The sequence below is a fragment of the Thermoanaerobacterium calidifontis genome, assembly GCF_055381745.1.
This window is the reverse complement of sequence record NZ_AP042436.1, coordinates 2,618,467-2,641,316: the sequence shown is the minus strand read 5'-3', so window position 1 is coordinate 2,641,316 and position 22,850 is coordinate 2,618,467. Positions and strand designations below refer to the sequence as shown.

The following is a 22,850-nucleotide window of genomic DNA, read 5'->3' as shown; positions in this document are numbered from 1 at the left end:
CTATGAAGAAAAATAAAATCATTGTGGCGATTGTTTTTATTGTTTTTGTGTTGGCTTTATTGTTTAATGAAAGCATATTGACAAAGGCATATCCGGTTTATAAGGTGATTGGCAAAGACAAGATTGAAGAAAGCGTAAAAAATTTTAAGACTAAGGAAAGCAAACATTTTATTGTTAGATATCAAGATTCAGATAGCAAATACGTTTCGCTTATCATAGATACGGCTGAAAAGCACTATTATGGCGTCATAAAAGATTTAGGATATGCACCTAAAGATAAATCGGTTATCATAGTTTATAGCAATCCTGATGAAATGAATAAGGATTTTTCCCTTGCAAAAGGAGAAAATGCCATGGGAATATATCTAAATGGTGTAATAAGCATAGAATCTCCAGCCCTTTGGATACCTTCAGGACAGGATGTGACGAAAGTTTTTCAATACGAAGGTCCTGTTGTGCATGAGTTTACGCATCTTGTTGTAGACGACATCGCTAAAGGCAATTATCCGACGTGGTTTACAGAAGGCATAGCCCTTTTAGAGGAGTACAGACAAGATGGATATGAATGGGGCAAAGACTTAAGCTATAATGGGAAACCATATACTTTTGACCAATTGGAAAATAATTTTGACTCACTTGATGAGATGCTGGCGTATAAAAGGGCTTTTCAGGTGACAAAGGCTATAAGCGATAAATTTGGCATGGAGACTATAAGAGAGATGCTTAGAGATTTGGGAAGCGGAATGAGTATAGAGTCAAGCTTTTACAAAGAAACTGGCTTAAAGCTTGATACATTTGTCAACAATGTTAAGGGGTGATGGCATTTGAGCAGAATCCTGATAGTAGACGATGAAAAGCCGATCGTGGAGATATTGAAGTACAATTTAGAAAAAAATGGATTCAATACGATAGAGGCATATGATGGGGAGGAAGGTCTTAAGATGGCTCAAGAAAAAAATCCTGACCTTATCCTCCTCGACGTCATGCTTCCAAAAATGGACGGTTTTACGGTTTTAAGGATATTGAGGCAGACTATGACTACACCCATATTGATGCTTACGGCAAAGGAAGAGGAAGTAGACAAAGTATTAGGATTGGAGCTGGGTGCCGACGACTACGTGACGAAACCTTTTTCTATGAGAGAGCTTATTGCCAGGGTAAAAGCTAATTTAAGAAGAAGCGGCATAAGCAATGGTGAGACTATGTCAAATGTTTTAAGTGTAAATAGCTTAAACATCGATTTGTCAAAGTACAGAGTGGAGAAAAATGGGAAACCCATCGAGCTTACATCGAGAGAGTTTGACCTGTTAAAATTTTTGGTAGCCAACCGAGGGCTTATATTTTCGCGAGAGATGCTTTTAGAAAAGGTTTGGGGTTATGAATACTTTGGCGATGTAAGGACGGTTGATGTTACAATAAGGCGACTTAGGGAAAAAATTGAGGATGATCCGGCAAACCCAAGGTATATACATACCAAAAGAGGGGTTGGTTATTATTTTAGCGAAGAAAGTGAACTATAAAAGCATACAGTGGAAGATAATACTCATATATGGTCTTTTGATACTTGTGGCGATGGAGATAATATGGGTATACCTTTTCAAATCTTTAGAAAATTATCACATGACGAATTTCGAAAACTACATTGAAGCACAAGCTACAGGCATCGCCTTCACATTGAAAGACAACATGAATTCCAAAACAAGCTTAGACAACATAATAAACATGTATTTAGGTCCTAATGCCTACATAAAATACTTGTACATACTTGACAAAGACGGCAACATATTAGCCAGCTCCACAGGAGAAAAAGGCAAGATGCTAACTCCTGCAGTCATAAAAGCATTGTCTGGCAAGCAAGGGATGGAGACCACAAATGACAACAATTCAAACGGTAAATTAAGAAGCATCGCCATGCCTGTAGTTGACAGCGATGGGAAGATATCAGGAGTCGTGTATGTTAGCGGTTCTTTAAAAAGCGTATATGATACGCTGTCTGATGTGAATTTCATCTTATTAAGTGCAACATTTATAGCGGTGATAATAACAGTCATCTTAGGATATATATTGGCAAAGACCATCACAGATCCCATAAAAGAAGTGACGAAGTACGCTAAAGAGATGGCGGAAGGAAATTTCGACGTTCACATAAACATAAGATCTGATGATGAGATAGGCAAACTTGGCAGCATGTTTAACTTCATGTCAAAAAGGCTTAAGACTACTCTAAATGAGATGGAAAATGAGAAAAGCAAAGTAGAAGCCATAATAAGCTACATGTCAGATGGAGTAATTGCTACAAATGACTTAAATAGGATCATACTTTTCAATGATGCTGCAGAAAAGATGATTGGCGAAAAGTTAGCTATGGATGAGCCTTTAGAGAAGATAGCCCAGGGACAGTTAAAAAATACTGAAAGTCTTATATACTGCAATGGAAAGATTTTAAAGTCGTTTGTAAGTCCTATAAAAGTAGACAAAAACATAGATGGCAATGTATTTGTGCTGCACGACATAACGGAGCAGCAAAACCTTGATAACATGAGGAAAGAGTTTGTGGCAAATGTCTCACACGAATTGAGGACTCCCCTTACAACCATAAAAAGCTACACAGAGACCCTTCTCAATGACGGCGTTGACGATGAAATGAGGAACAGGTTTTTGTACATAATAGATAAAGAAGTTGACAGGATGACGAGGCTGGTGAAAGACCTTCTTCTCTTATCAAGGATGGATTCAAATGGAAAGTTAAATTTATCTGAGACAAATCTCAATGAATTTGTGGAAGAGGTTTTGTACAAAATAAAGATAGAGGCTCAGAAGAAGAATCAGAAACTATTATTCTGCGCAGGTGAAGAAATAAGAAGCGTAAGCATAGATAAAGACAAGATGGAGCAAGTGATTTTAAATATAGTGTCAAATTCCATAAAATATACGAATCCAGGGGGATATGTTAGAGTTTTTACAAAGTACTTTGACGATTCCGCATATATAGTGGTGACTGACAATGGGATTGGCATACCCAAAAAGGATCTTCCGAGGATATTTGAGAGGTTTTACAGAGTTGACAAGGGAAGGTCAAGAGAGCTTGGAGGTACTGGGCTTGGCCTTGCCATTGCAAAGGAGATCGTCACCGCCCATGGAGGGGAGATAAACATAGAAAGCGAACTTGGAGTAGGTACTACCGTAACCGTAAAGCTTAAATATTAGTCAAACCGTAACTATATTTTAATATTTGTGTAACATTATTGTAATAATGATGCTCTATAATCAATTTATAGAATAATGGTTATATTAGGTATCATGTGTAAAATTTTATATATTTATGTCAGTTCATGATGAGGAGTGGTACTTTTGAAAAAGGTTTTAGCCCTTGTTATTGCCACCATGATGTTTATGACATTTTTTATGACTTACGGGTTTGCTGATGATCTGATAACTGTAAAATCAGATATAAGCGATGTCACCACAAGCAACAAATACTTTGTCATATCAGGCAATGGGCAGCCGGATACTTACGTGGAGCTTATATTAAACGACAATTTGAATGACAAGTGGATTATAGGTGATACTGGCCTCTTTGCCAAGCTTATAACATTGGCTTTAGGGGACAACTATGTAACTTTAAAGGCTGTCAAGGACGGACAGGTGCAGGTGGTAAAGGGTCATATTGTATTGCAAAGCAACAATGGCATTATTCAGATTACGGTTGATACGTTGGAAGGCTTGTGGAATAAGCTTTTTAAATAAAGCGGTGTGATTATGAAAGAGCATATTAAGACTGCTGTACTCATATTGCTTGTTTCTACAAGCCTTTATTTTAGCTACACGCTTTGGACATCTTTTCCTCAGAAAAGCTTTTTTATGACCAAGTCTATACCAGTAAGTGTAGATATTTCTGATATATTGAGGCCTTCTTCTATCATTGTAGAGTCAAGCGGCACATTTATGGATGTAACGTCGTCAAACGATATAAATTCAGTGTGGATGAATACGGTAAAAATTTTAAAAGAGATTAAAGATACAACACTTTCACAACTTTCAAAGAATGATTTAAACCACAAAGGTGATTTTGTACATATTTATTTTGGGAAAGGCATAACAGAGGATTTGTTTAAAAATGCCTTAAAATTAAGTGATTCACCTATCTTGAAAATAGGGCAAGACACTTTGATAAAAGAGATAGTCATAAAATTAGGTGTAAAGCCTCAAATTATCTTTACGGATTACAGCAGTTACTATGCCATAGATCTTAAAAATCCCAGCTATTTTTTAAGCCTTATAAGCAAGCAATTTCAAAGTTCTATAAATTATTCTATCACTACCTCAGGCGATGTATACGGTGAAAACACATTTGCGGTAAAAAGTTTTCAGTTAAAAAGATATGTAAATAGAGGCTTTGAAAATGACACAGTATATAGGACTATTACCAAAAATGTGTTTGTCAATATATCTGTAGTGCGGGAGATAAAAGAGAACAGTGGTTCATACATATACACCGATGGTGTGAGAGGATTGAGGCTTTACAAAAATGGATTAATAGAATATTTTGACACTACCACCGCATCGTCGAAACTCACTTTTGGCAGAGTAGAGTCTTTAGATAAAGCAGTGGAATTCATAAAAGCCTTAGGCATAGATGAAAAAAATGTTTACTTGACAGGAGTCAGCGGTAGTAGCGGAGATTACAGCTTTGCCTTCAATTACGATTATGATTACCATGTGTATGCACTAAGAAACGGTGATATCAAAGAGCCAATATATGTATCTGTATCAAATGGGACAATCAAATCTGCTATTGTAAACTATATGGATATTTACTACGCAGGTGAATACAATGGCGGATTTTACGATATAGGCAAACTTTTGAAGGACCACAAAGTAGATGACGTACAGTTTGTAAGTATGGTATATGTTTTTGACGGCAATGAGCTTATACCCGCTTGGCATGTAAAAACTCAGACAGATGAGTATTTTTTCAGCGCTTTGGATGGGAAAATAATGTGATGATGGTGTTTTAAATGGACTGGTCAAAGGCGAAAACGATCTTGATTATTATATTTGCTGTACTAAATTTGATACTTTACATGGGAAACTTAAGCATAGCAGAAACTAACAATTCTGTTCCATCTTTTGCCGATATGAGTAAAATGATGGAGATTTTGAAAGAAAGCAACATTGTGGTGAATGCTAAAATACCTGATGATTACAAGCCTATGCCTATGCTTTTGGTAAAGCTTAAAAACTACAGCAAAGGGTACATAGAGGAAAATTTTTTGAAAGGCTTAAAGTACGTGTCAAATGGCGATGGTTCACTTTACACATTTAACAATGGCTCATTAGAAGTTAAAAACGGCTTTTTATATTTTCAGGTTAAAGACGAAAAGTTTGCCAAGATGAGTAGCGATGAAGCTTTTCACTACATAATATCCTTTGTAAATGACAAGAAACTTAAAGAGGAGTATTCAACATTAAGGCAGTACACAGATGGGGACAAATACACTGTTGAGTATACGGAAAAATACAATGGCATTAACGTCGATGTAAGCTACATGAAAGGCGTCATATCAGGAGATGTATTTTCTTTTGAATCAACATGGCTTATACCTTTGAGAGAGGAGAAGGATAAAAAAGAGATCATACCTCCAATAAGTGCACTTTTAAAGCTTTTAGATGTAAATGAAGGCAGCAAAAGCATCGTAGTAAAAGACATAAGGCCAGTATACTTTTTTAGCTGGAGAAATGCCGATACCGGCGAAGCAATACCTACATGGAGGATAACGACGGAAAATACGGTGTACTACATAAATGCGTATACGGGAAACTTTGAGGAGAGGTAAAAATTACCTCTCCTTTTGTGCAAGATGTTTTTGCAAAAACGCTTGTAAAATTGTTGAAATTGTATTAAAGTATATATGTATGATTGTGAAGTTTTTTAGATTCGTTGAAGGGAAGATTAAACAGTGGATAAGTTTGTTATAAATGGAGGAATACCTCTTAAAGGAACAGTTGAGATTAGTGGGGCGAAAAATTCTGCTGTTGCCATACTTCCTGCTGCTCTTTTAGCAGATACTCCCAGTAGTATTGACAATTTGCCGGAGATAAACGACATAGAATTGCTTAGCAAAATGATTCAGTATCTTGGTGGGAAAACCATCAAGAAAGAACACGAGATGACGATAGACCCGGCAGGCATCAACTCATTTTGCCCTCCCCATGAATTGGCAAGTCAGATGAGGGCTTCGTACTACCTTATAGGTGCACTTTTAAGCAAGTTTAAAGAGGCTGCTATAGCCATGCCTGGCGGATGTAATATAGGCGTGAGGCCAATCGATCAGCACATAAAGGGATTTGAAGCATTGGGCGCAAAAACGACTATAGAACACGGAATAATAAGGGTAAAAGCAGATAAGTTAGTGGGGAATCATATATATTTTGATGTTGTAAGCGTAGGTGCTACTATAAATTTGATGTTAGCTGCCTGTAAAGCTGAAGGTACTACAATACTTGAAAATTGTGCGAAAGAACCTCATGTCGTTGATGTGGCAAATTTCCTAAATGCAATGGGTGCTAACATAAAAGGTGCTGGTACAGACACCATAAAAATCGTCGGAGTAGACAAGCTTCATGGCTGTAAACATACAGTCATACCTGATCAGATAGAAGCTGGTACGTATATGGTGGCTGCGGCAGCAACACATGGGGATGTCATTGTAAAAGGCATAATACCGAAACACTTAGAGTCCATAATCGCGAAGATGTCTGAAATGGGTGTGAAAATCGAGGAGTATGATGAAGAACTGAGAGTTACCACAGATGGCAGGTTGAAAAGAGTAGACATTAAGACACAGCCATATCCAGGTTTTCCTACAGATATGCAACAACTGATGGCAGTATTATTGGCTCTTGCGGATGGGGTCAGCGTTATAACCGAAAATGTGTATGAAGGCAGGTTTAAATACTTAGATGAACTTAAGAAGATGGGCGTCAATGCAAAGGTGGAAGGTCGCATAGCTGTCATAGAAGGAACTCAAAAGCTTACTGGTGCGCCGCTTACAGCTACTGACTTAAGGGCTGGCGCAGCTATGGTGATAGCTGGACTTGCGGCCAGCGGCACTACAGAGGTTAAGAATATCTACCATATCGACAGAGGATATGAGTCGATGGAGAAAAAACTGCAAAAATTAGGCGCAGACATAAAAAGGGTAAAATAAGTCCTCATTAGGACTTATTTTTGTACATAAATATAGAATAAATCACCTCATAATACACATTATAATTGTGAGGTGATATGATGCAAAGCGGCGATGATAGAAATGTAAAAAGACCGTCGTATCTCACGACAGTTGTAATAATAGCTGTGATTACTTCACTTGTTTTTACATACATTGCTCCAAAATTCTTGTGGGGGAAGGTGATACCTTTACCATATACAAATACTGCTCCGCTTAAGAAAGAAGTTATAATACCTAAAGCAGAGCCTTCTACGATAGCAGAAGCTGTGGCGAAAAAAGATACGCAGGCCGTCGTTGGAATATCGTCTATCGAGTATGAAAGGCAGTATTACATATTGGAAAAACAGGTAGAAGGTGTAGGATCCGGATTTATTGTGGACAAAAACGGGTACATTATTACAAATAACCATGTGGCAAGTCCTGAGTCGAAGAAACTTACCATCTATTTAAGCGATGGAAGTACGCTTCCTGGTAAAGTTTTGTGGTCTGACTCTACATTGGATCTTTCGGTTGTCAAGGTAAACGCCAAAAATCTTCCGACCATACCTTTGGGAGATTCAGATAAAGTTCAAGTTGGTCAGACGGTGATAGCCATAGGCAATCCTTTAGGGCTTCGCTTTGAAAGGACAGTGACATCTGGCATAATAAGCGCTTTAAACAGAAGCTTGCCAATAGAGGAAAATAACAAACAAAAAATCATGGAGGATTTGATACAGACGGATGCGTCGATAAATCCTGGCAATAGCGGTGGCCCTTTAGTGGATGCTCAAGGAAATGCAATAGGCATCAATACGGCGAAGGTTACGACAGCGGAAGGATTGGGCTTTGCCATACCAATCAATATTGTAAAGCCTATCATTAAAAAAGTGATTGCAACAGGTACATTTAAAGCACCTTATTTAGGAATAGTGGGATATGACAGAGAGATAGCCAGCTATATAAATGCAGATATAGTTATAGCGGAAGGGATATACGTTGCTGACATAGATCCTGCAGGGCCGGCAGAAAAAGCTGGTATCAAAAAAGGATATATACTTTTAGAGGTCGATGGTAAACCTGTTGATACAATGGTACAGCTTAAAACTGTAATATATTCGAAAAATATAGGTGACAAAGTAAGTGTGAAATACAGGACATTGACGGGGAATATCGGGATGACTACAATAACGTTAGGAAAATGAGGAGAATATTGTTATGTATGTTGTTTGTGAAAAACATTTGGAGGATGCCATTGAAGAGTTTGTAGATGTATATGAGCAACCGCCAGATATATACATGCTTGACGATGTATCATTTACTGATTGGTTGGCACCTCATAAGTGCGATTTTTGCGATGACATTCCTAAGTACCTTGTCGTATAATGGAGGGAGAATTTTGAATATAGACGTAATTGCAGTTGGAAAGATAAAAGAGAAATTTATAGAAGATGGAATACGGGAATACGTCAAAAGATTGAAGCCATACTGCAATATAAACATAATTGAAGTAAACGATGAAAGAGCTCCTGAAGGCCTAAGCGAAAAGGAAAAAGAAGCAATTATGTTGAAAGAAGGCTCTAAGATCATCGATAAGATGAGAAAGGGAAGCTTTATAATTTCCCTTTGCATAGAAGGTAGACAAATGGATTCGGTGGAATTTGCCCGCTATATAGAAGATGTTATGACAGCGGGCAATTCTAATATAACGTTTGTGATAGGAGGGTCATTAGGTTTACACGACGATATAAAATCTATGTCAGACTTGAAACTGTCATTTTCAAAGATGACATTTCCACATCAGCTTATGCGGCTTATATTGGTAGAACAAATTTACAGGGCATTTAAGATAATGAAGGGTGAGACGTACCATAAGTGATGTTTTTTTACATTTCTAAACATACAACAGTGTTTTTTTGCTTTTTGGCTATGTACAGTGCCTTATCAGCTATTATAACAATGTCTATAGCACTTACTCTATAATGTGTGACTGCCACACCTACAGAAACTGTAACAGTAACATTTGTTTTAAAATAATGTTTTTCTACTGCGTTTTTAATTCTCATTGCTGCAACTTTTGCTTCATTGAAATTTGTATTAGGCATAATTATAGCAAACTCTTCTCCTCCATAACGATAAGCAGTATCACTTTTTCTTATATTTACTTTTAGAATATCTGCTAATTCTGCAAGTACAGTATCACCTGTTACATGTCCATACGTATCATTAATTAATTTAAAATTATCAACATCACAAATCAAAAGAGCCAAATTAGTCCCACCTTTTAAGCGTTTTAATTCATCTGATAAAATATAGTCGAAATATTTTCTGTTGTATAAACTGGTTAACTTGTCTATTCTTGCATTGCTTTTAAGTACATATGTATAAATACATATTATGATACAGATAAAGAATTGTATTAGTATAAAAACAATACTATTGGCAGTATAGTAGGTAATCAGAGTAATTAAAAATAATAAAAAAATGATACAAAAATCTATAATTTTCAATTATATCACCTTTCCCTTACACACTTTTATACAAAATTATAAGGCAATTATAGAAAAAAGTAAACTATTAAGCAATAAAAATATGTGCGTTTTAGTTTATTTATAAAGCCAGTAATACAGAATAATATATATATGTATTAAATTTTTGTGGAAGTTGAGTGAATGAAAAGGTGAATGGTGATTTTGATTTAAAAGAATTAGGAATGCGTATAAGAGCGGAAAGAGAGAGGATGGGCTTGACAAGGGAGCAGTTTGCAGAAGCAGTAGGTGTTTCTGCTATGTATATTGGGCATATAGAGCGTGCTCAAAGAGTAATGAGTTTAAAGACATTTGTGCGTATTGCAAAGAGCCTCCATGTAAGTACAGATTATCTCTTATTTGGGATAAGAGAAGTAGAAAATAAAAATGATGGAGAAAAAGAGGATGCACTAATAGAATTGCTTAATAAATGTACAGATAGGGAACGTAAAATTGCAGAAGAAATATTAAAACTTTTGGTTACATATATAAAATAGTTAAGATGCAGTTACTACATTAGCATCTTATTTTTTTGCTATCTTTTAAAGGATTTAAACATATAATAATGTTATAAAACCCTCAAATATAAATGATTTTATAAATATTTTTGTGCAATTGACATAAAAGCATAATGTGTATTATAATACACATATGGAGGTGTATTATTATGCGGACAAATATCATTATAGATGATGAACTTATTAAAGAAGCTTTGAAGATAACTGGGATAAAGACAAAGAAAGAAATTGTCAATATAGCTTTAAAAGAGTTAATAGAAAACCATAAAAAGAAGAATCTAATGGATTTAAAAGGGAGAATACAATTTGACGAAAACTATGATTATAAAAAGATGAGGGAAAATCATGATATTAGTTGATACATCAGTTTTGATAGCTTTTTTTAAAGGTATAAATAATAAGCAAGTAGAAAAATTAGAAGACGTAATAAAAAATGGTGTGCCGTTTGGTATAAATTTTTTTATATACCAGGAAGTTTTGCAAGGAGCAAAATCAGATAGAGAATTTAAATTATTGAAAGAATATTTAAGTACACAGAGGTTTTATGATTTAAAAAATGGTATGAAATCTTACGAAGCAGCAGCAAAACTTTATTTTGTTTGCAGAAAGAAAGGAATTACAATACGTAGTACCATTGACTTGCTTATAGCAGAGACTGCAATTGAAAATAATCTATACCTTCTACATGATGACAAAGATTTTTCTTATATTGCTGAAGTTGACAAAAACTTAAAAGAATATTGATAAGCTTACTTTAAGGTACATATAGACTTTTTACGGTACTTTTGTCCAAGTGCTGCCTTTACCTCTGCCATGACTAATTATCAAACTTTCTTTTTTAAGGTCATTTAGTACCTTTCTAATTGTAGAGTCTTTTGTATTAACAAATCTATTTCTTAAATCGTTTATTGTAAAATCTCCATCGATGTTTTCAAGAATTTCTTTTCTAATGGCGTAGTAAATTCCGCCTGTAAAGTCATTCTTCGTTTGATAATCTGATATTTCTTCTGCGACTCTATCAGGTATAGATTCGCTTTCGTGTGATACAATGGCTTGGAAAAACCGTAATGTCCATTCATTGGCCAATTTTCTATTGCCAGCAAATATAATTTGAAATTTTGGATGAAATGCAAAAATCTCAGCTATCACCTTTGACATATACGATGGCGTATAGACGCCTAATTTGTCTGGATTTAAGTAATCAGAGTAGTTGGCTTCAATGACAAGTGCCGAATGCTTATATTTTTCCAATTCACCCAGCTTCTGATGTAAAATTGGCAAATTGGCGATGTCGGCTTTAAAGTTTTCAAAGCTTTTTCTTTCTACGATGGCCTCTATTTCATTATTGTAAAATAATGCGTAATCACCTGCTGGCAACTGTACTTTCTCAACAATGCAATTGGTAAATTTCCAGGGGTATTTTTCATTTGCATCAATCAATATGTGAAGGTTGTTGCTTCCTTTTGCAGTCAATTTAACACGAGGCTTGTGCTCCTTTAAGCCTTGCTGTGTTCTCCAAAATATCTGTTCGTATTACCCTTCTTTATTTTTGTATTTCTTTTTAAGGAATAGAAATTCGCACCTTTTATTTAAACCGCGGTCTAAAACTACAGATAGACGCTTCCCATATCGATCAATTGATATAATTGGAACTTTCTCTACGATTTCATAATTGTCAGATGAACCTTCGCTTGTATCTTTAAGGCAAAATATCTGACTTCCCGCACCAGGCCATTTATTCTGTACAAACAATGATAAAAGTGTTGTATCGCCTTTTTTGATACTAAGCCTGTATGGAAATTTATCACTTTTTGTTGATTCAAGTACCCATAAAAGATCGCTCATAATGACCCTTTCCTAAACATAATTCATAATTACACAACTATTTTACTATGAAAAAGAGGTTGTTACAACTTTTTTCATGCGACAAGTACCATCTTAGTACTTTCGTATTAAAAAAATTAGTAATTTTGGTCAATTGACATATTTATGAATTGGATATATTATGAAGTCAAGAGAATCACCGGTAAGTTCTCGTTACGCGTACAAAAAAAGCATCATATGAAATTTCTGAAAATTTTAATAATGACAATGTATCAGAAAATATCACTTAGTAGCACACTAACATTACTATTTGTGCATGAGTGAAAAGGAAGGAATGTGGGTTAGTATGAAAAAAATCGGATACATTTTAGGAAGTATTTTAATAGTTGCAATTTTATTTGTTTCTGCAAGAATAAGCATAGCGGCAAGTTCATTGGAAAATATACCTCAAAATCCATATGTACAGCAGTACTTTAAAGAAAAAACGGAAAATGTGTCGCTACAGGAAAATGCAACCTCGGAAACATTGGTTGATCCGCAATTAGAAGAAAAGACATCTATAGCTACTTTAACCGAGTACTATAATGAAGATATAAAAGTAGCTAATATCATAAAAAAATATTGTCAGGATACAAAATTAATTGAGGAAACAACATCATTAATAAAAAATGACAAAATAAATGTAATGCATGCTATACAAAAAATATATCCTTCCGTTAATGATCTAAATGAGAAAAAAATATTAGTAGCATATTTAGAAAGATACGCAAGGGATTCAAAGGACAATGTATCAATCTCATTTTTGAATAAACTTATTCAACCAATAAAATCAACTAATACAAAAAAAGAAGAAGATTTACTCAAACAAAATAAAGAGTCTGTAAATGCCAATTCGGCAATCACTGCTTCATCGTATGCTGGATCATATTCAGGAGGAGCAGCGGCTGATTGGGCTTACAATCATTACAACACATATAGCACTGATTATCCAGCATTTAATAATCCAAACGGCAGTTATTCTGACTGCACAAATTTTGTGTCACAAGCTATGCATGTGGGTGGTGGTATGCTAATGCAGGGAAATTGGTACTGTTATAAGAAGAATTCTACGTACCCGAGTCCAATTAATGCAGATCAATTGAATTATAGTTGGTCCGTATCTGATCCAAGCCCTTGGATCAGTGTTGGACAGTTTGCAGAATTTTGGACTCCTAAAGCTAATGTAAGTTATTACTCACATGATGATTATGTAACTCGGCATGAAACAATTTATAACTTACCAATATATCGTGGGGATTCTGTTATATTTTACTCAGGAATAGCAAATTGGATTACTTATCCATCACATGCAATGATTATTTCTGGGTATGATACAACAAATAAAGATTTTTTACTTTCAGGACACTCAAATAATAGACGTAATTATCCATTACTTAGTGCAATCTCAAATTATAGCGAGATAGAATTTATTTCTTATTAAATATTAAAAGCATAGAGCTAAGTTATAGGTCTTTAGAAACATACCTAAATATTATATACACCAAAAATAACCGGATATAAGAAAATATTCTTATATTCGGTTATTTTGTAAGACTATTTTTCAAACCTTCTTCTGCCCGAGTTTCAGTAACTTTTACAAGATTTTTGATTTCTTCATTATTTGGGAATCTAATATTAGCCGGAAATAATTTTTTTACATCTTTATTATAGTTTACTCCATCTTTAGGAAAGTCATGGCTGATAATTGAAATGCCTTTACTGCTTTTTTTAATTTTTAGAACTACAGGTAATGATACACCTTGCCCCCTTTCAAGATTAGTTCCTGTCTTTATATATTCTTCTTTAACTAACCAGATGTAAATTTTGTCTTTGTCTGTCCCTAAAAGCTCGAATGCACTATACATTTTTCCTTTACTTGGATAAGCAATGTCATTTGTTTTTGTATCCAGATAATTTAATATAATTTTTTTATCATTTTGAGTAATTTTTAAAGGATTAGTTGTTGTAATTTTTTGGCTCGAATTACATCCTGCAAAAACAATAATAATTGATAATATCAAAACAAATACTAAAAAAGATCTAATTTTCATAATAAAAACATCTCCCTCAATAATCTTTTTATATTTGTGTGTTTTTGTGTATTCATATATAATATTCTTTTTTGTCTTTTTTCATATTAATACAGTGTTTTTAACATGAGGATATGGACTATTATTTTACAAGCTTTTTCGCAAAAAAATTGTTTATTACACATCTATTTTATTATAATAATAAGGTCATTACAACTTTTTTCATGCGACAAGTACCGTTTTAGTACTTTCGTACTAAAAAAATTAGTACTTTTGGTCAGTTGACATATTTATGAAGTGGATATATTATGAAGCTAAGAGAATTACTGGTAGCATATAACAGTTTATGTTAAAAGGAAGGGAGGGAGATGTTAATATATGATAAAACGGTTTTTAACTTTGAAAAAATTCGTTTCATTGTTTTTAGTTGTAACACTTCTTTCAATTTCAACTTTGAGTTCAGTTTATGCTGCTAATCCAACGTTCAATGATACAAATTTAAAGAAATCAATTAATGACAACCGCGCATATACAACTATTGAAAATGATCCAATTGACAAACAAAAAGTTGAGAATGGATCAATGACTGCAGAATATGCACAACAAAAGGACACAAGTGTAGAAGAAAGTGGCAATATTAAACCACAAGGTTTAAAAGGTAAAGCTTTAAAACTATCTGTAAAAAGAATTGCTGGAATGTTAAGGTCAAGTGCGATAGATAAAATAGCTGGATGGATGGAAACTTATATTAATAAAGAAGCTGCAAAATATCTAAGAAAATATTCTATCAAGATTGCAAATAAATTGGATGAGTTTTCTACATGGGGAGATTTGGCACTTCAAGCGATTGAAGATCAAGTAATGGGTCTTCTGAATGGATTAGGTGTACCTTATAGCATTGCAAAAGGAATAGGGCTTGGTCTAAAATACATATGCTCTTCTCAATAAATATACAGCTTATGAAATACAAGAACTTGAGGGATTGTTAAAGTGGGCATTTAATAAAAGCATTGAAAATAATTTAAGTACTATAGATGAGAAAATTAGCTTACATAAATTACCATAATAAACTTACATGAAAAAATTTAATAAAAAATAGAGACAAATGCTCACTTCTATGGTATTAATATGTTGTTGCACTATAACAATATTAACCGTAGGAGTGGAGCAAATGTCTCATAATAAAAGAATAACAGAAAATTCATCAATAATCCAGTACTTAATGAAATTAAATTTTGCATTATATTTTACTAAACCTGTTATTCGCCATATTGTAGAATTTATAATTGCTGCCACTCAAAAGGGTTATAGTGGTACTGTTACTGATATAGTTAATTTAAGCTTTGCTAACTGCCATAGAACTACCTTTGGTAAATTCTTAAGCCAAGGTGTTTGGAATATAGAGTATGCATGGAGAGCTATAAGGCGAGAAGTTATTCGCATTATACTTGAATTATCCCAAACTTGCAAAAAGCCGATATTTGTGATTTTTGATGATACTATTGCTGAAAAGACAAAGCCTTCGTCACAGGCTAAACATACTATCCAGGCAACAGGATTCCATCAATCACATTTAAAAGGGAAGCAAGTTTGGGGACATCAGCTTCTTACCATGATGCTATCATGCGGCAAAGTAGTATTGCCTTACTACATCGAACGCTATGAAAAAGGTGGCAAAAGCAAAATCGAAAGAATATGTGAAATGGTATCTATGCTTCCAATACCTAAAGGACCAGCATATGGACTATGTGATTCATGGTACATAAACAAGAAAGTAATAGAAGCGCATTTTGAAAGAGGATACCATCTCATAGGAGCACTAAAAACTAATAGAATTATCTATCCACAAGGCATTAGAATTCAGATAAAAGACTTTGCCCAATATATCGAAAAGAACGAAGTTCACCTCGTTACAGTGAATGGTTCTAGGTACTGGGTATATCGCTATGAAGGAGCCTTAAATGGGATAGATAATGCTGTAGTTCTAATGTGCTGGACTGAGAAAGCTTTTAAAAATCAGAAGGCTCTACATGCATTTATCTGTACTGATACTGAATTAGATACTGAGACTATTCTAAAATACTATAGTCAGAGATGGCCTATAGAAATATTTTTTAGACAGACAAAGAATAATCTTGGACTAAATCTCAACAAAATCAATAGATAGATTATTATGGCTTATATCATTGACATACCTTTATTGTACGACTTCGGGCGACGAATATTACAAATTTGGGCAGGGAATAAAAATGGTTCGTAAAGAAGTACAAAAGCAGCATGTTCAATGGCTATATGAACAAGCTAAAAACTATGTACCTATTGATGAAATTTTAGAACAACTAAAATTAGCATAGGCAGAGTGTATCTATTTGATGGTAATATTTGTTATTAATTTTTCTCATCTATAGTTAAGTAAAGAAGAATTTATTGAAGAGTTTAATAGACGTTTACCTAAAAGAAAAAATGAACTAAACTTTCTCTTCGAATGCTATAGAAGAGAGAACGTTCTGCCATATTTATGTAATTTAGTTTTAGGAGATAATTAAAAAGCATTTAAGAATAGATTTTTATTGTTGTGTCTTCATCTGGAGATTATGAAACAATATCGAGCCTAAATAATTTAAGTTATATTCGGGAGATGGATTATTTTGGGGATAAATTTTCCGATAGGATTAAAAGCTATTTTGTTTATTTTCTTCATTCCTCTTATTATAAAACAATTTAAGTCGACAAAAAATATTGTTATAGTCACATTTATGACGGGGTTTATTATATATGCAATTGAACTAATAAGTATAGTGTTTTTCCCGATCACATTTTATCCACCTATGCCTAATTATACTCCAAATGTAAATATTGTTCCTATGAAAGATATAATAATTTTTATGAGATCACAACCAATTAATATAGTTATAAAAAATGTGGTTGGGAATATTATACTTTTTATACCGCTTGGATTTTTTGTACCGATAATATATAGAAATATGAACAAATTTAATTATACGTTATTGTTGGGTTTGTGTGTTTCAGTATTTATAGAAATCGCTCAATTTACTATTGATTATTTGACAAAATACCCCAATCATACATCTGATATCAATGATGTTATATTGAATATTATTGGATTAATATTGGGGTTTATGATTCAAAGAGGAATTAGAAAAGTATCTTTTATGGTGAACTATATTAATAATGTTGCAAATAAAATTGAATAATCAGATATGATTTACAATTAATGCTTATTCCCGGAGGGCAGATATTAATCTGTCCCTTGTTTATTATTGATAAAAATTAAAAAATTTATTAAAAACATTAAGAATTTATTAAGAAATGTTAAGTTTTGGTTACATAAAAAGGAATTCAAAAGTTTTTGTAGAAATATGATTATAGAAAAAATACAATAATAAACTTGGACATTTTGAAAGTTGTTAATATTTTAACTTTGTTGTAATAAGGGAGATCAAGATGAAGTATGAAGTCATAAAATATGATACTCATAAATTTTTGTTTGATGAGGCAAGGAGAAGGTGTATAAAAAGAGAACTTAATCAAGATGTAAAGCCATTTATGTTTGTATCAGATCTTTACATTTCCGATGAGAAGAAGTTGCTAATCAAAGCCTTTAGAAAAAGCATTCATGAAATATCTAAGATTAATGGCCAATTTAAAAAATATACATATCTATTGACAGACGAAAACGGCATCATAATAGATTTGATTGTGCCTAACAAAAGTAGTTTTTCTTATTTAAATATAGGTGTTCAGTTAAAAGAAGAATTTGCAGGAATAAATGCAGTATCGATTGCTTTAAATGAAGGAGAAACTGCATTTGTCAAAAAGAATGAACATTATCTTAAGTGCCTCAGTGGGATAGACTGCATAGCTGTACCTGTCTTTGACAATACTTGTCAATTAATAGGAATAGTAGACATATCATCTGAATGTGGATTATTTGATGAATGTGTGTTTACGGCGTTTTTGATGGCAAAATATACAGAATACAATTTTATATTACTTAAAAAAGAAATGATAGAGGAAAAATTGGAAGAAGTAGAGCTAAAGATTTTGAAACTGACAGCGGAAGGAAAGACAGATGAAGAGATTGCAAAAATGATTAATAGATCAATAAGCAATGTAAAATATCACAAGAATAAGATCTTTGAAATATTAAACGTGAAAAATGTAAAAGACTGTATATACAAAGCGGCAAAGATGGACTTGGTGTAATATGCTTTAGTACTTTCGTACTAAAAAAATTAGTACTTTTGGTCAGTTGACACAATTTTGGAAGAAACATATAATGAAATCAAATATCGACTGGCAATTTTTTCAGAATAACTTAAAGCAGCAGAAGTGTCAGAACGAATAAAAAATGGAGGTGGTATTTGAAACTTGGATTGCTACTTTAAATTAAAAATGATGAGAGGATGGTTTAAATGAAAAAATTAGCAGTGTTATTATTAACTCTATGTTTATTTATAACAGCTAGTATTACATCTTTTGCTGCTATCCAATCTTCTTACAAAAATCCATCAAAAGTAAAATTACAAAACACGAATGTACCAGTTGAAGATAATCAAACACAAATTGTTGAAGAATTATCGAAATATGTTTTGCAAGAAAAGGATGGCACACTAACTTTGAATATACCGGATGATTTTGAAAAAAAGATAAATAAAGATATAGAGAAGCAAATAAAATTGAGCATGAATAGAGTAAATAATATAATAGAAAAACAAAAAATAAAAATAGATGTTCTTAAATTTAATTTTATTGATGAAAATAATTTATTGATTACTGGCTATTATAATGACAAGAATATACTAGCTATGAATTGCGTGAAAGTATGCTTATTACCTGAACCTACCAGCAACGTTAAAGACGATGACATCAAATTGGATAAAATAGATAATTCACTTAATAATAGTGAAATTGCTCCAAGTGATATTACTCCGGTTGTAGCGTATGTAGACGCTTATGTCACTTTAACAAGTTCTGGTATTTTATATTATAATGGTGATGTTACAGCAGATTACCCCATTAATGCTCAATTAACTATGAGTCTGTTATGGGCGCTTGGTAGTAGTTGGCAACAAGTAGCCACTCAAAAACCGTATTATGGAACGGGAACTGCGATATATACACCTCTATATTTATATTTAGATAAGACAATAGGCTCGTATATGAGTAGAAATTATTATGTTCTTTCAGCACCAGGACATGCTGAAGTTATAGGAACTATGTACTCAAGTCAAATACATATTTGGCCATGAAAAATGTAGGCGGTGTATAGTCGTGATTAAGGGTTGTGGAAGGAAAAAAGTAATGCTTCAAAAAATAGAAAATGGTATTGAAGCAGAAAATATAGTTATAACTGAAGATGAACAGCCAATAGAACCATATGAAAAGGATAGATTTGAAAACTTGTTGAAATTTATAAAAGAAAATTTTGCTGAGATAACAAAAGAATTTTCTGAGGAAGAAAAAGAATTATTAAAAATGCGTTGGGGTATAGACATGTCTTTAATGACATTTAGCGAGATTGCTGAGATAAAACATATGGATGAAAGCATTTTAAGGTCGAAATTAAAAGATTTGGAAAAACGCTTTTTCCAGAATACAAGATGAGTATGTTGATCTAAGAGTAAGCGTTACTCGAAACGGCGATGTCTGGAAGAACTGAGGTGAATGGGTTTGGATAAATTCTTCAAATGGTTGTTATCTATCATTTTGGTTGTATTAGTTTTAAATCTTTTGTTTTTGTCGTTTGTCTTTATCATCAATTGGAAATCTTCTTAACAAGGGAATTTAGTGGACATACAAATGATAGGAATCAAGTAAATTACTCAAATGTATCAGGCTATGAATATTATGTTCTTTGGAATTAAGATTAATGAGTGTTTAAGGAAGGAGTTTTTGTTCTTTATGAAAAAGTTTTTCTTGATGGTCTTTGCACTTATATTTATTGCTACAGGTTGTTATACTGCAGACAATACTAAAGTTATAGAAAAAGAAAACCCTAAAAGCGCCATTGAAGAGATAAAAATACCTTTTTTGATATATACAAATGAGCCAGATAATAAACATTCGGCAATGTTAGCTTATTGGGATTTGAATAATTCTAAAGTAAATTTAACTGAAAAGACGGTCTATATCTCAGAAGACCCCAATTTTGTCACACCTTTATTTTGGGATGGAGATGGCAGGATAGTATTGAGGAAGACGTATTATCCAACAGATGAATATAAAGACAAAGTAGATTTTGTCAAAGGCAATGATGTGGGTACGGTATACGGCAAGGACATTGAGGCTAAAGGGAATGTGGATGACAATCCTGAACCAATTAAAAAAGTAAAAAACTATACATTATACTTACACAATGGCAGCGATGTAATGGAAAAGAATGTATCATTTCTGTATAAAACGAAGGATGACAAAGGCAATGATATTACAGTAGGTGAATATAATCAACCATGCTTTATAGATTATGACAGCAAAACAGGCGATATAACATTTATCTTTTATTATCCATTTGAGACACATTCCAATATATACGTTGCCAAGTGCAATGTAGACAACATTGACAAGATAAGCTGGGATGAGATAAGGCTTCCCGGAGGTGGCGCTATTTATACACCTTGTCCAAATAATACAATGCTTGTAGGTTCTAAATACTACATCCAATGTTTCAAAACTTTAGGTGAAGTCGATCTTAAGACCAAAAAAGCAACTTTGCTTGATGATGTTGCGAAAGAATGTAGAAGCATCGTGAAAGAGGGAAGTTTTAAGCCAGACTATTCTAAAGATATAACGCCTGTTGGAAAGTATAAAGACGTGTTGATTTTAAACCTTCCTATAAGTACAGATACAAATGTAGAACCTTTAATATGCGCCTTTAAAGATAATAAGCTATTAGGTGCGATACATCTAAAAAGCGATGATACGTGGGATGTAATTGGTCCTGATAAGAAAGTCACATCTGAAATCAATGTAAAAGATAAAAACCTGTATAAAGAGTTTGGTGCAGATTTGATGTACTTTCCAGGCCGGGAAGATATAAATTATTAGCATATAATAAAACCAAAGATTTACTGATGATGTTTGCGAAATATTTTAATACCGAAAGGAGGTGAAATTAAAGTGAACAGAAAATCAATTCGAATATCAATATGTTTAATCTTGATACTCATCTTAAGTTTAAGCTTAAGTGGAACTTCATTTGCTTTACGAGGAGGAAATGTGGATACAGGTAGTAAACAAATTTCCGCACCAATTGTAGAAAATCTTAAACCATCGTCTGAGACGACAAAAATGACATATTTGAGGCAAGTTCCTTCAAATGTAGATATAATCAGTAACCAAATAACTATTTCAACTGGAGAAAATGCCAAACCGGCTTCTGAAACTACAAAAATGACATCACAAAAGGTAGCTTCTTTAAATGCAGCTAATCCAATGTCCCTTAGTCGGCCGACTAAAGGAACAAATCTACCTTATGATGGTGCTTTCAGTGGAGTCAACACGGAGATTTTTTCAAACTACTATTTTTTCACAAATGGTTCCACGCAGCTATATGTGGACTGGAATGTAAGAGCTGATTATACTGCTAATGTGTTATGGCACATTAATGTTTATCAAGCTGGCACGAATAAGTTTGTAATGAGCTCGGATCAATTTTCAACAGATTCTAATACTGGCTGGTGGACAACAAGATTTTACAATTTGGACCCCGCATACAATTACTATATTTCTTTTGTAAATGATGGACCACAGATTGGCTCTCCCATATCAGGCGATTTTACGGTTAGACTAAAGTAAAAACAATTCGAAGATAAACATATAAAGGCCTTCCACTTTATGTAGAGGGTCTTTATATTGGCAATATATATTTGGTGGTGGTATGATTGAGAAAAATGATATATGTTTTGTCATTTATTGCTGTGGTTTTGTTTGTCATCATAGCTTTTGATTTATCAAATGTCAATACACAGAAAGATACTGAAAGTACAAACGTTGATAATATGCCAGCAAAGACAATCAAATTGAAATATGGCCATATAGATGTGTCACGAGATAATATCAATATATCTGAGTCAAAGTTGGATTCTGATGGATTTTCAAGGATTGAAGTTTATGACAAAGACAACGGAAAATTCATTGAAGCTTATGGTGTAAAAGAAGAGCCTTTAAATGTATCGGGTTTTACCAATAAAGCATCAAAAGTGACAATTTACAAAGAGCGCAAAGATTATTCTGCCGTAGTGAGACTTTACGTAGTTTTGACGGTTTATTCCGATAGCTTAAGACAGATAAAAAGCATTGATAAGACGTATTGGGAGAAAGCTGATGATGGCGATTGGCAGTTGAAAAATCCACATGCGGCTGCGATTTCTACAACAGGTGTCTTTCCTTCAAAGGAAATCGAGGCAAGCGGTACTGCAACGATAGAAATGAAAGCCAATATATTTACGGTAGGGCTTTTAAATAAGTCTGGGTTTAATGTTTTTCAATCAGGTGAAAATGGATATTATATAAGAAAGACAGTAGAGTTGGGCTTTAGATACAGCCTGGATTAATGTGTAAACTTAATGTACAATTTTGGTATGCGGTAAAAATAGGGGAAAGTAAAGTGTCTTCTGTTCACATGAGGCGCCCACTATAATGTTGGGTTTCAATTAGATTAGCATTTATAGTATAATAATA

The 22,850-nt window shown here is 33.5% G+C and carries 26 protein-coding genes and 2 pseudogenes; 24 read left to right on the top strand and 4 right to left on the bottom strand.

Annotation, left to right across the window (positions count from 1 at the left end; translation table 11 throughout):
- The first annotated feature begins 2 nt into the window (after positions 1–2).
- From ACZ42G_RS13535 to rlmH, 11 genes and pseudogenes are all read left to right on the top strand, one after another.
- Positions 3–818 carry a peptidase MA family metallohydrolase gene (locus tag ACZ42G_RS13535; protein ID WP_085113435.1) on the top strand — a complete coding sequence of 272 codons (816 nt, stop codon included), beginning with the start codon at positions 3–5 and terminating at the stop codon, positions 816–818.
- A gap of 6 nt (positions 819–824) precedes the next feature.
- Positions 825–1,520 (top strand): response regulator, encoded by a 696-nt coding sequence (locus ACZ42G_RS13530; protein ID WP_085113434.1) that lies wholly within the window; start codon positions 825–827, stop codon positions 1,518–1,520.
- Positions 1,444–2,676: pseudogene (locus ACZ42G_RS13525) on the top strand (HAMP domain-containing protein); the annotation flags it as partial. The gene ACZ42G_RS13530 and the pseudogene ACZ42G_RS13525, both read left to right, overlap by 77 nt.
- A gap of 12 nt (positions 2,677–2,688) precedes the next feature.
- On the top strand, positions 2,689–3,207 hold the full coding sequence (locus ACZ42G_RS13520; protein ID WP_464852179.1) for a sensor histidine kinase: 519 nt from the start codon (positions 2,689–2,691) through the stop codon (positions 3,205–3,207).
- 144 nt (positions 3,208–3,351) lie between these two features.
- Positions 3,352–3,747, top strand: a complete 396-nt coding sequence (locus tag ACZ42G_RS13515; protein ID WP_085113433.1) for a hypothetical protein — start codon at positions 3,352–3,354, stop codon at positions 3,745–3,747.
- A gap of 12 nt (positions 3,748–3,759) precedes the next feature.
- Entirely contained in the window at positions 3,760–5,004 is a 1,245-nt protein-coding gene (gene yycH, locus ACZ42G_RS13510; RefSeq protein WP_464850853.1) for a two-component system activity regulator YycH, read from the top strand.
- Positions 5,005–5,018: 14 nt separating this feature from the next.
- A complete protein-coding gene (locus ACZ42G_RS13505) occupies positions 5,019–5,837 on the top strand; it encodes a two-component system regulatory protein YycI (protein ID WP_464850852.1) in 819 nt (272 codons plus the stop codon).
- Positions 5,838–5,960: 123 nt separating this feature from the next.
- Positions 5,961–7,211, top strand: a complete 1,251-nt coding sequence (locus ACZ42G_RS13500) for a UDP-N-acetylglucosamine 1-carboxyvinyltransferase (protein ID WP_464850850.1) — start codon at positions 5,961–5,963, stop codon at positions 7,209–7,211.
- An 80-nt stretch (positions 7,212–7,291) separates the two neighbouring features.
- Complete coding sequence (locus ACZ42G_RS13495) at positions 7,292–8,413, top strand: S1C family serine protease (protein WP_274893646.1); 1,122 nt, start codon at positions 7,292–7,294, stop codon at positions 8,411–8,413.
- Positions 8,414–8,426: 13 nt separating this feature from the next.
- The gene (locus ACZ42G_RS13490) at positions 8,427–8,594 is read left to right on the top strand and encodes a CxxH/CxxC protein (protein ID WP_013789054.1); all 168 of its coding nucleotides are present in this window, start codon (positions 8,427–8,429) and stop codon (positions 8,592–8,594) included.
- A gap of 13 nt (positions 8,595–8,607) precedes the next feature.
- Entirely contained in the window at positions 8,608–9,087 is a 480-nt protein-coding gene (gene rlmH / locus ACZ42G_RS13485; RefSeq protein WP_464850847.1) for a 23S rRNA (pseudouridine(1915)-N(3))-methyltransferase RlmH, read from the top strand.
- Between the two features lie 7 nt (positions 9,088–9,094).
- Here the strand turns inward: rlmH and ACZ42G_RS13480 are convergent, their stop codons facing one another.
- Entirely contained in the window at positions 9,095–9,718 is a 624-nt protein-coding gene (locus ACZ42G_RS13480) for a GGDEF domain-containing protein (protein ID WP_464850845.1), read from the bottom strand.
- A gap of 158 nt (positions 9,719–9,876) precedes the next feature.
- On the opposite strand from ACZ42G_RS13480, the gene ACZ42G_RS13475 reads away from it, so the two are divergent.
- The 3 genes from ACZ42G_RS13475 to vapC all read left to right on the top strand — a co-directional run bounded on the left by ACZ42G_RS13475 (position 9,877) and on the right by vapC (position 10,998).
- Positions 9,877–10,233, top strand: coding sequence for a helix-turn-helix domain-containing protein (locus tag ACZ42G_RS13475; protein ID WP_014757384.1), 357 nt, complete (start codon positions 9,877–9,879; stop codon positions 10,231–10,233).
- Between the two features lie 170 nt (positions 10,234–10,403).
- Positions 10,404–10,613, top strand: coding sequence for a type II toxin-antitoxin system VapB family antitoxin (locus tag ACZ42G_RS13470; RefSeq protein WP_464850843.1), 210 nt, complete (start codon positions 10,404–10,406; stop codon positions 10,611–10,613).
- Entirely contained in the window at positions 10,600–10,998 is a 399-nt protein-coding gene (gene vapC, locus ACZ42G_RS13465) for a type II toxin-antitoxin system VapC family toxin (protein ID WP_013299076.1), read from the top strand. Before ACZ42G_RS13470 ends, vapC begins: the two co-directional genes overlap by 14 nt.
- Positions 10,999–11,028: 30 nt before the next feature.
- Here vapC and ACZ42G_RS13460 read toward each other — a convergent pair whose 3' ends face one another.
- Both ACZ42G_RS13460 and ACZ42G_RS13455 read right to left on the bottom strand, forming a co-directional pair.
- A complete protein-coding gene (locus ACZ42G_RS13460; protein ID WP_464850841.1) occupies positions 11,029–11,727 on the bottom strand; it encodes an ERCC4 domain-containing protein in 699 nt (232 codons plus the stop codon).
- Between the two features lie 60 nt (positions 11,728–11,787).
- The gene (locus tag ACZ42G_RS13455; RefSeq protein WP_464850840.1) at positions 11,788–12,099 is read right to left on the bottom strand and encodes a hypothetical protein; all 312 of its coding nucleotides are present in this window, start codon (positions 12,097–12,099) and stop codon (positions 11,788–11,790) included.
- Between the two features lie 295 nt (positions 12,100–12,394).
- Here ACZ42G_RS13455 and ACZ42G_RS13450 point away from each other — a divergent pair, with 295 nt between their 5' ends.
- Entirely contained in the window at positions 12,395–13,558 is a 1,164-nt protein-coding gene (locus tag ACZ42G_RS13450) for an amidase domain-containing protein (protein ID WP_464850838.1), read from the top strand.
- A gap of 100 nt (positions 13,559–13,658) precedes the next feature.
- On the opposite strand, the gene ACZ42G_RS13445 is transcribed toward ACZ42G_RS13450, so the two are convergent.
- Positions 13,659–14,168: a hypothetical protein gene (locus tag ACZ42G_RS13445; protein WP_303263248.1), complete on the bottom strand. Its 510-nt coding sequence runs from the start codon at positions 14,166–14,168 to the stop codon at positions 13,659–13,661.
- Between the two features lie 357 nt (positions 14,169–14,525).
- Here ACZ42G_RS13445 and ACZ42G_RS13440 point away from each other — a divergent pair, with 357 nt between their 5' ends.
- From ACZ42G_RS13440 to ACZ42G_RS13400, 9 genes and pseudogenes are all read left to right on the top strand, one after another.
- Positions 14,526–15,095, top strand: coding sequence for a hypothetical protein (locus ACZ42G_RS13440; protein WP_274893639.1), 570 nt, complete (start codon positions 14,526–14,528; stop codon positions 15,093–15,095).
- Between the two features lie 223 nt (positions 15,096–15,318).
- Positions 15,319–16,501 (top strand): annotated as a pseudogene (locus ACZ42G_RS13435) (IS701 family transposase).
- Between the two features lie 294 nt (positions 16,502–16,795).
- Entirely contained in the window at positions 16,796–17,362 is a 567-nt protein-coding gene (locus ACZ42G_RS13430) for a VanZ family protein (RefSeq protein ID WP_274893638.1), read from the top strand.
- A 250-nt stretch (positions 17,363–17,612) separates the two neighbouring features.
- Positions 17,613–18,374 (top strand): helix-turn-helix domain-containing protein, encoded by a 762-nt coding sequence (locus ACZ42G_RS13425; RefSeq protein ID WP_274893637.1) that lies wholly within the window; start codon positions 17,613–17,615, stop codon positions 18,372–18,374.
- 209 nt (positions 18,375–18,583) lie between these two features.
- Complete coding sequence (locus ACZ42G_RS13420) at positions 18,584–19,420, top strand: hypothetical protein (RefSeq protein ID WP_464850835.1); 837 nt, start codon at positions 18,584–18,586, stop codon at positions 19,418–19,420.
- A gap of 22 nt (positions 19,421–19,442) precedes the next feature.
- Entirely contained in the window at positions 19,443–19,775 is a 333-nt protein-coding gene (locus tag ACZ42G_RS13415) for a hypothetical protein (RefSeq protein ID WP_094044146.1), read from the top strand.
- A 297-nt stretch (positions 19,776–20,072) separates the two neighbouring features.
- Positions 20,073–21,215 (top strand): hypothetical protein, encoded by a 1,143-nt coding sequence (locus ACZ42G_RS13410; protein ID WP_464850834.1) that lies wholly within the window; start codon positions 20,073–20,075, stop codon positions 21,213–21,215.
- 72 nt (positions 21,216–21,287) lie between these two features.
- Positions 21,288–21,965 carry a hypothetical protein gene (locus ACZ42G_RS13405; RefSeq protein ID WP_464850832.1) on the top strand — a complete coding sequence of 226 codons (678 nt, stop codon included), beginning with the start codon at positions 21,288–21,290 and terminating at the stop codon, positions 21,963–21,965.
- Positions 21,966–22,060: 95 nt separating this feature from the next.
- Positions 22,061–22,723, top strand: coding sequence for a hypothetical protein (locus ACZ42G_RS13400; RefSeq protein WP_274894089.1), 663 nt, complete (start codon positions 22,061–22,063; stop codon positions 22,721–22,723).
- Positions 22,724–22,850 lie beyond the last annotated feature (127 nt).

What these genes read in the sequence shown, in the direction of transcription:
- ACZ42G_RS13535 (WP_085113435.1), top strand. Translation starts at nt 3, where the DNA reads ATGAAGAAAAATAAAATCATTGTGGCGATTGTTTTTATTGTTTTTGTG.
- ACZ42G_RS13520 (WP_464852179.1), top strand. Translation starts at nt 2,689, where the DNA reads ATGACGAGGCTGGTGAAAGACCTTCTTCTCTTATCAAGGATGGATTCA.
- yycH (WP_464850853.1), top strand. Translation starts at nt 3,760, where the DNA reads ATGAAAGAGCATATTAAGACTGCTGTACTCATATTGCTTGTTTCTACA.
- ACZ42G_RS13505 (WP_464850852.1), top strand. Translation starts at nt 5,019, where the DNA reads ATGGACTGGTCAAAGGCGAAAACGATCTTGATTATTATATTTGCTGTA.
- ACZ42G_RS13495 (WP_274893646.1), top strand. Translation starts at nt 7,292, where the DNA reads ATGCAAAGCGGCGATGATAGAAATGTAAAAAGACCGTCGTATCTCACG.
- ACZ42G_RS13490 (WP_013789054.1), top strand. Translation starts at nt 8,427, where the DNA reads ATGTATGTTGTTTGTGAAAAACATTTGGAGGATGCCATTGAAGAGTTT.
- ACZ42G_RS13470 (WP_464850843.1), top strand. Translation starts at nt 10,404, where the DNA reads ATGCGGACAAATATCATTATAGATGATGAACTTATTAAAGAAGCTTTG.
- vapC (WP_013299076.1), top strand. Translation starts at nt 10,600, where the DNA reads ATGATATTAGTTGATACATCAGTTTTGATAGCTTTTTTTAAAGGTATA.
- ACZ42G_RS13455 (WP_464850840.1), bottom strand. Translation starts at nt 12,099, where the DNA reads ATGAGCGATCTTTTATGGGTACTTGAATCAACAAAAAGTGATAAATTT.
- ACZ42G_RS13450 (WP_464850838.1), top strand. Translation starts at nt 12,395, where the DNA reads ATGAGTGAAAAGGAAGGAATGTGGGTTAGTATGAAAAAAATCGGATAC.
- ACZ42G_RS13445 (WP_303263248.1), bottom strand. Translation starts at nt 14,168, where the DNA reads ATGAAAATTAGATCTTTTTTAGTATTTGTTTTGATATTATCAATTATT.
- ACZ42G_RS13440 (WP_274893639.1), top strand. Translation starts at nt 14,526, where the DNA reads ATGATAAAACGGTTTTTAACTTTGAAAAAATTCGTTTCATTGTTTTTA.
- ACZ42G_RS13425 (WP_274893637.1), top strand. Translation starts at nt 17,613, where the DNA reads ATGAAGTATGAAGTCATAAAATATGATACTCATAAATTTTTGTTTGAT.
- ACZ42G_RS13420 (WP_464850835.1), top strand. Translation starts at nt 18,584, where the DNA reads ATGAAAAAATTAGCAGTGTTATTATTAACTCTATGTTTATTTATAACA.
- ACZ42G_RS13410 (WP_464850834.1), top strand. Translation starts at nt 20,073, where the DNA reads ATGAAAAAGTTTTTCTTGATGGTCTTTGCACTTATATTTATTGCTACA.
- ACZ42G_RS13400 (WP_274894089.1), top strand. Translation starts at nt 22,061, where the DNA reads ATGATATATGTTTTGTCATTTATTGCTGTGGTTTTGTTTGTCATCATA.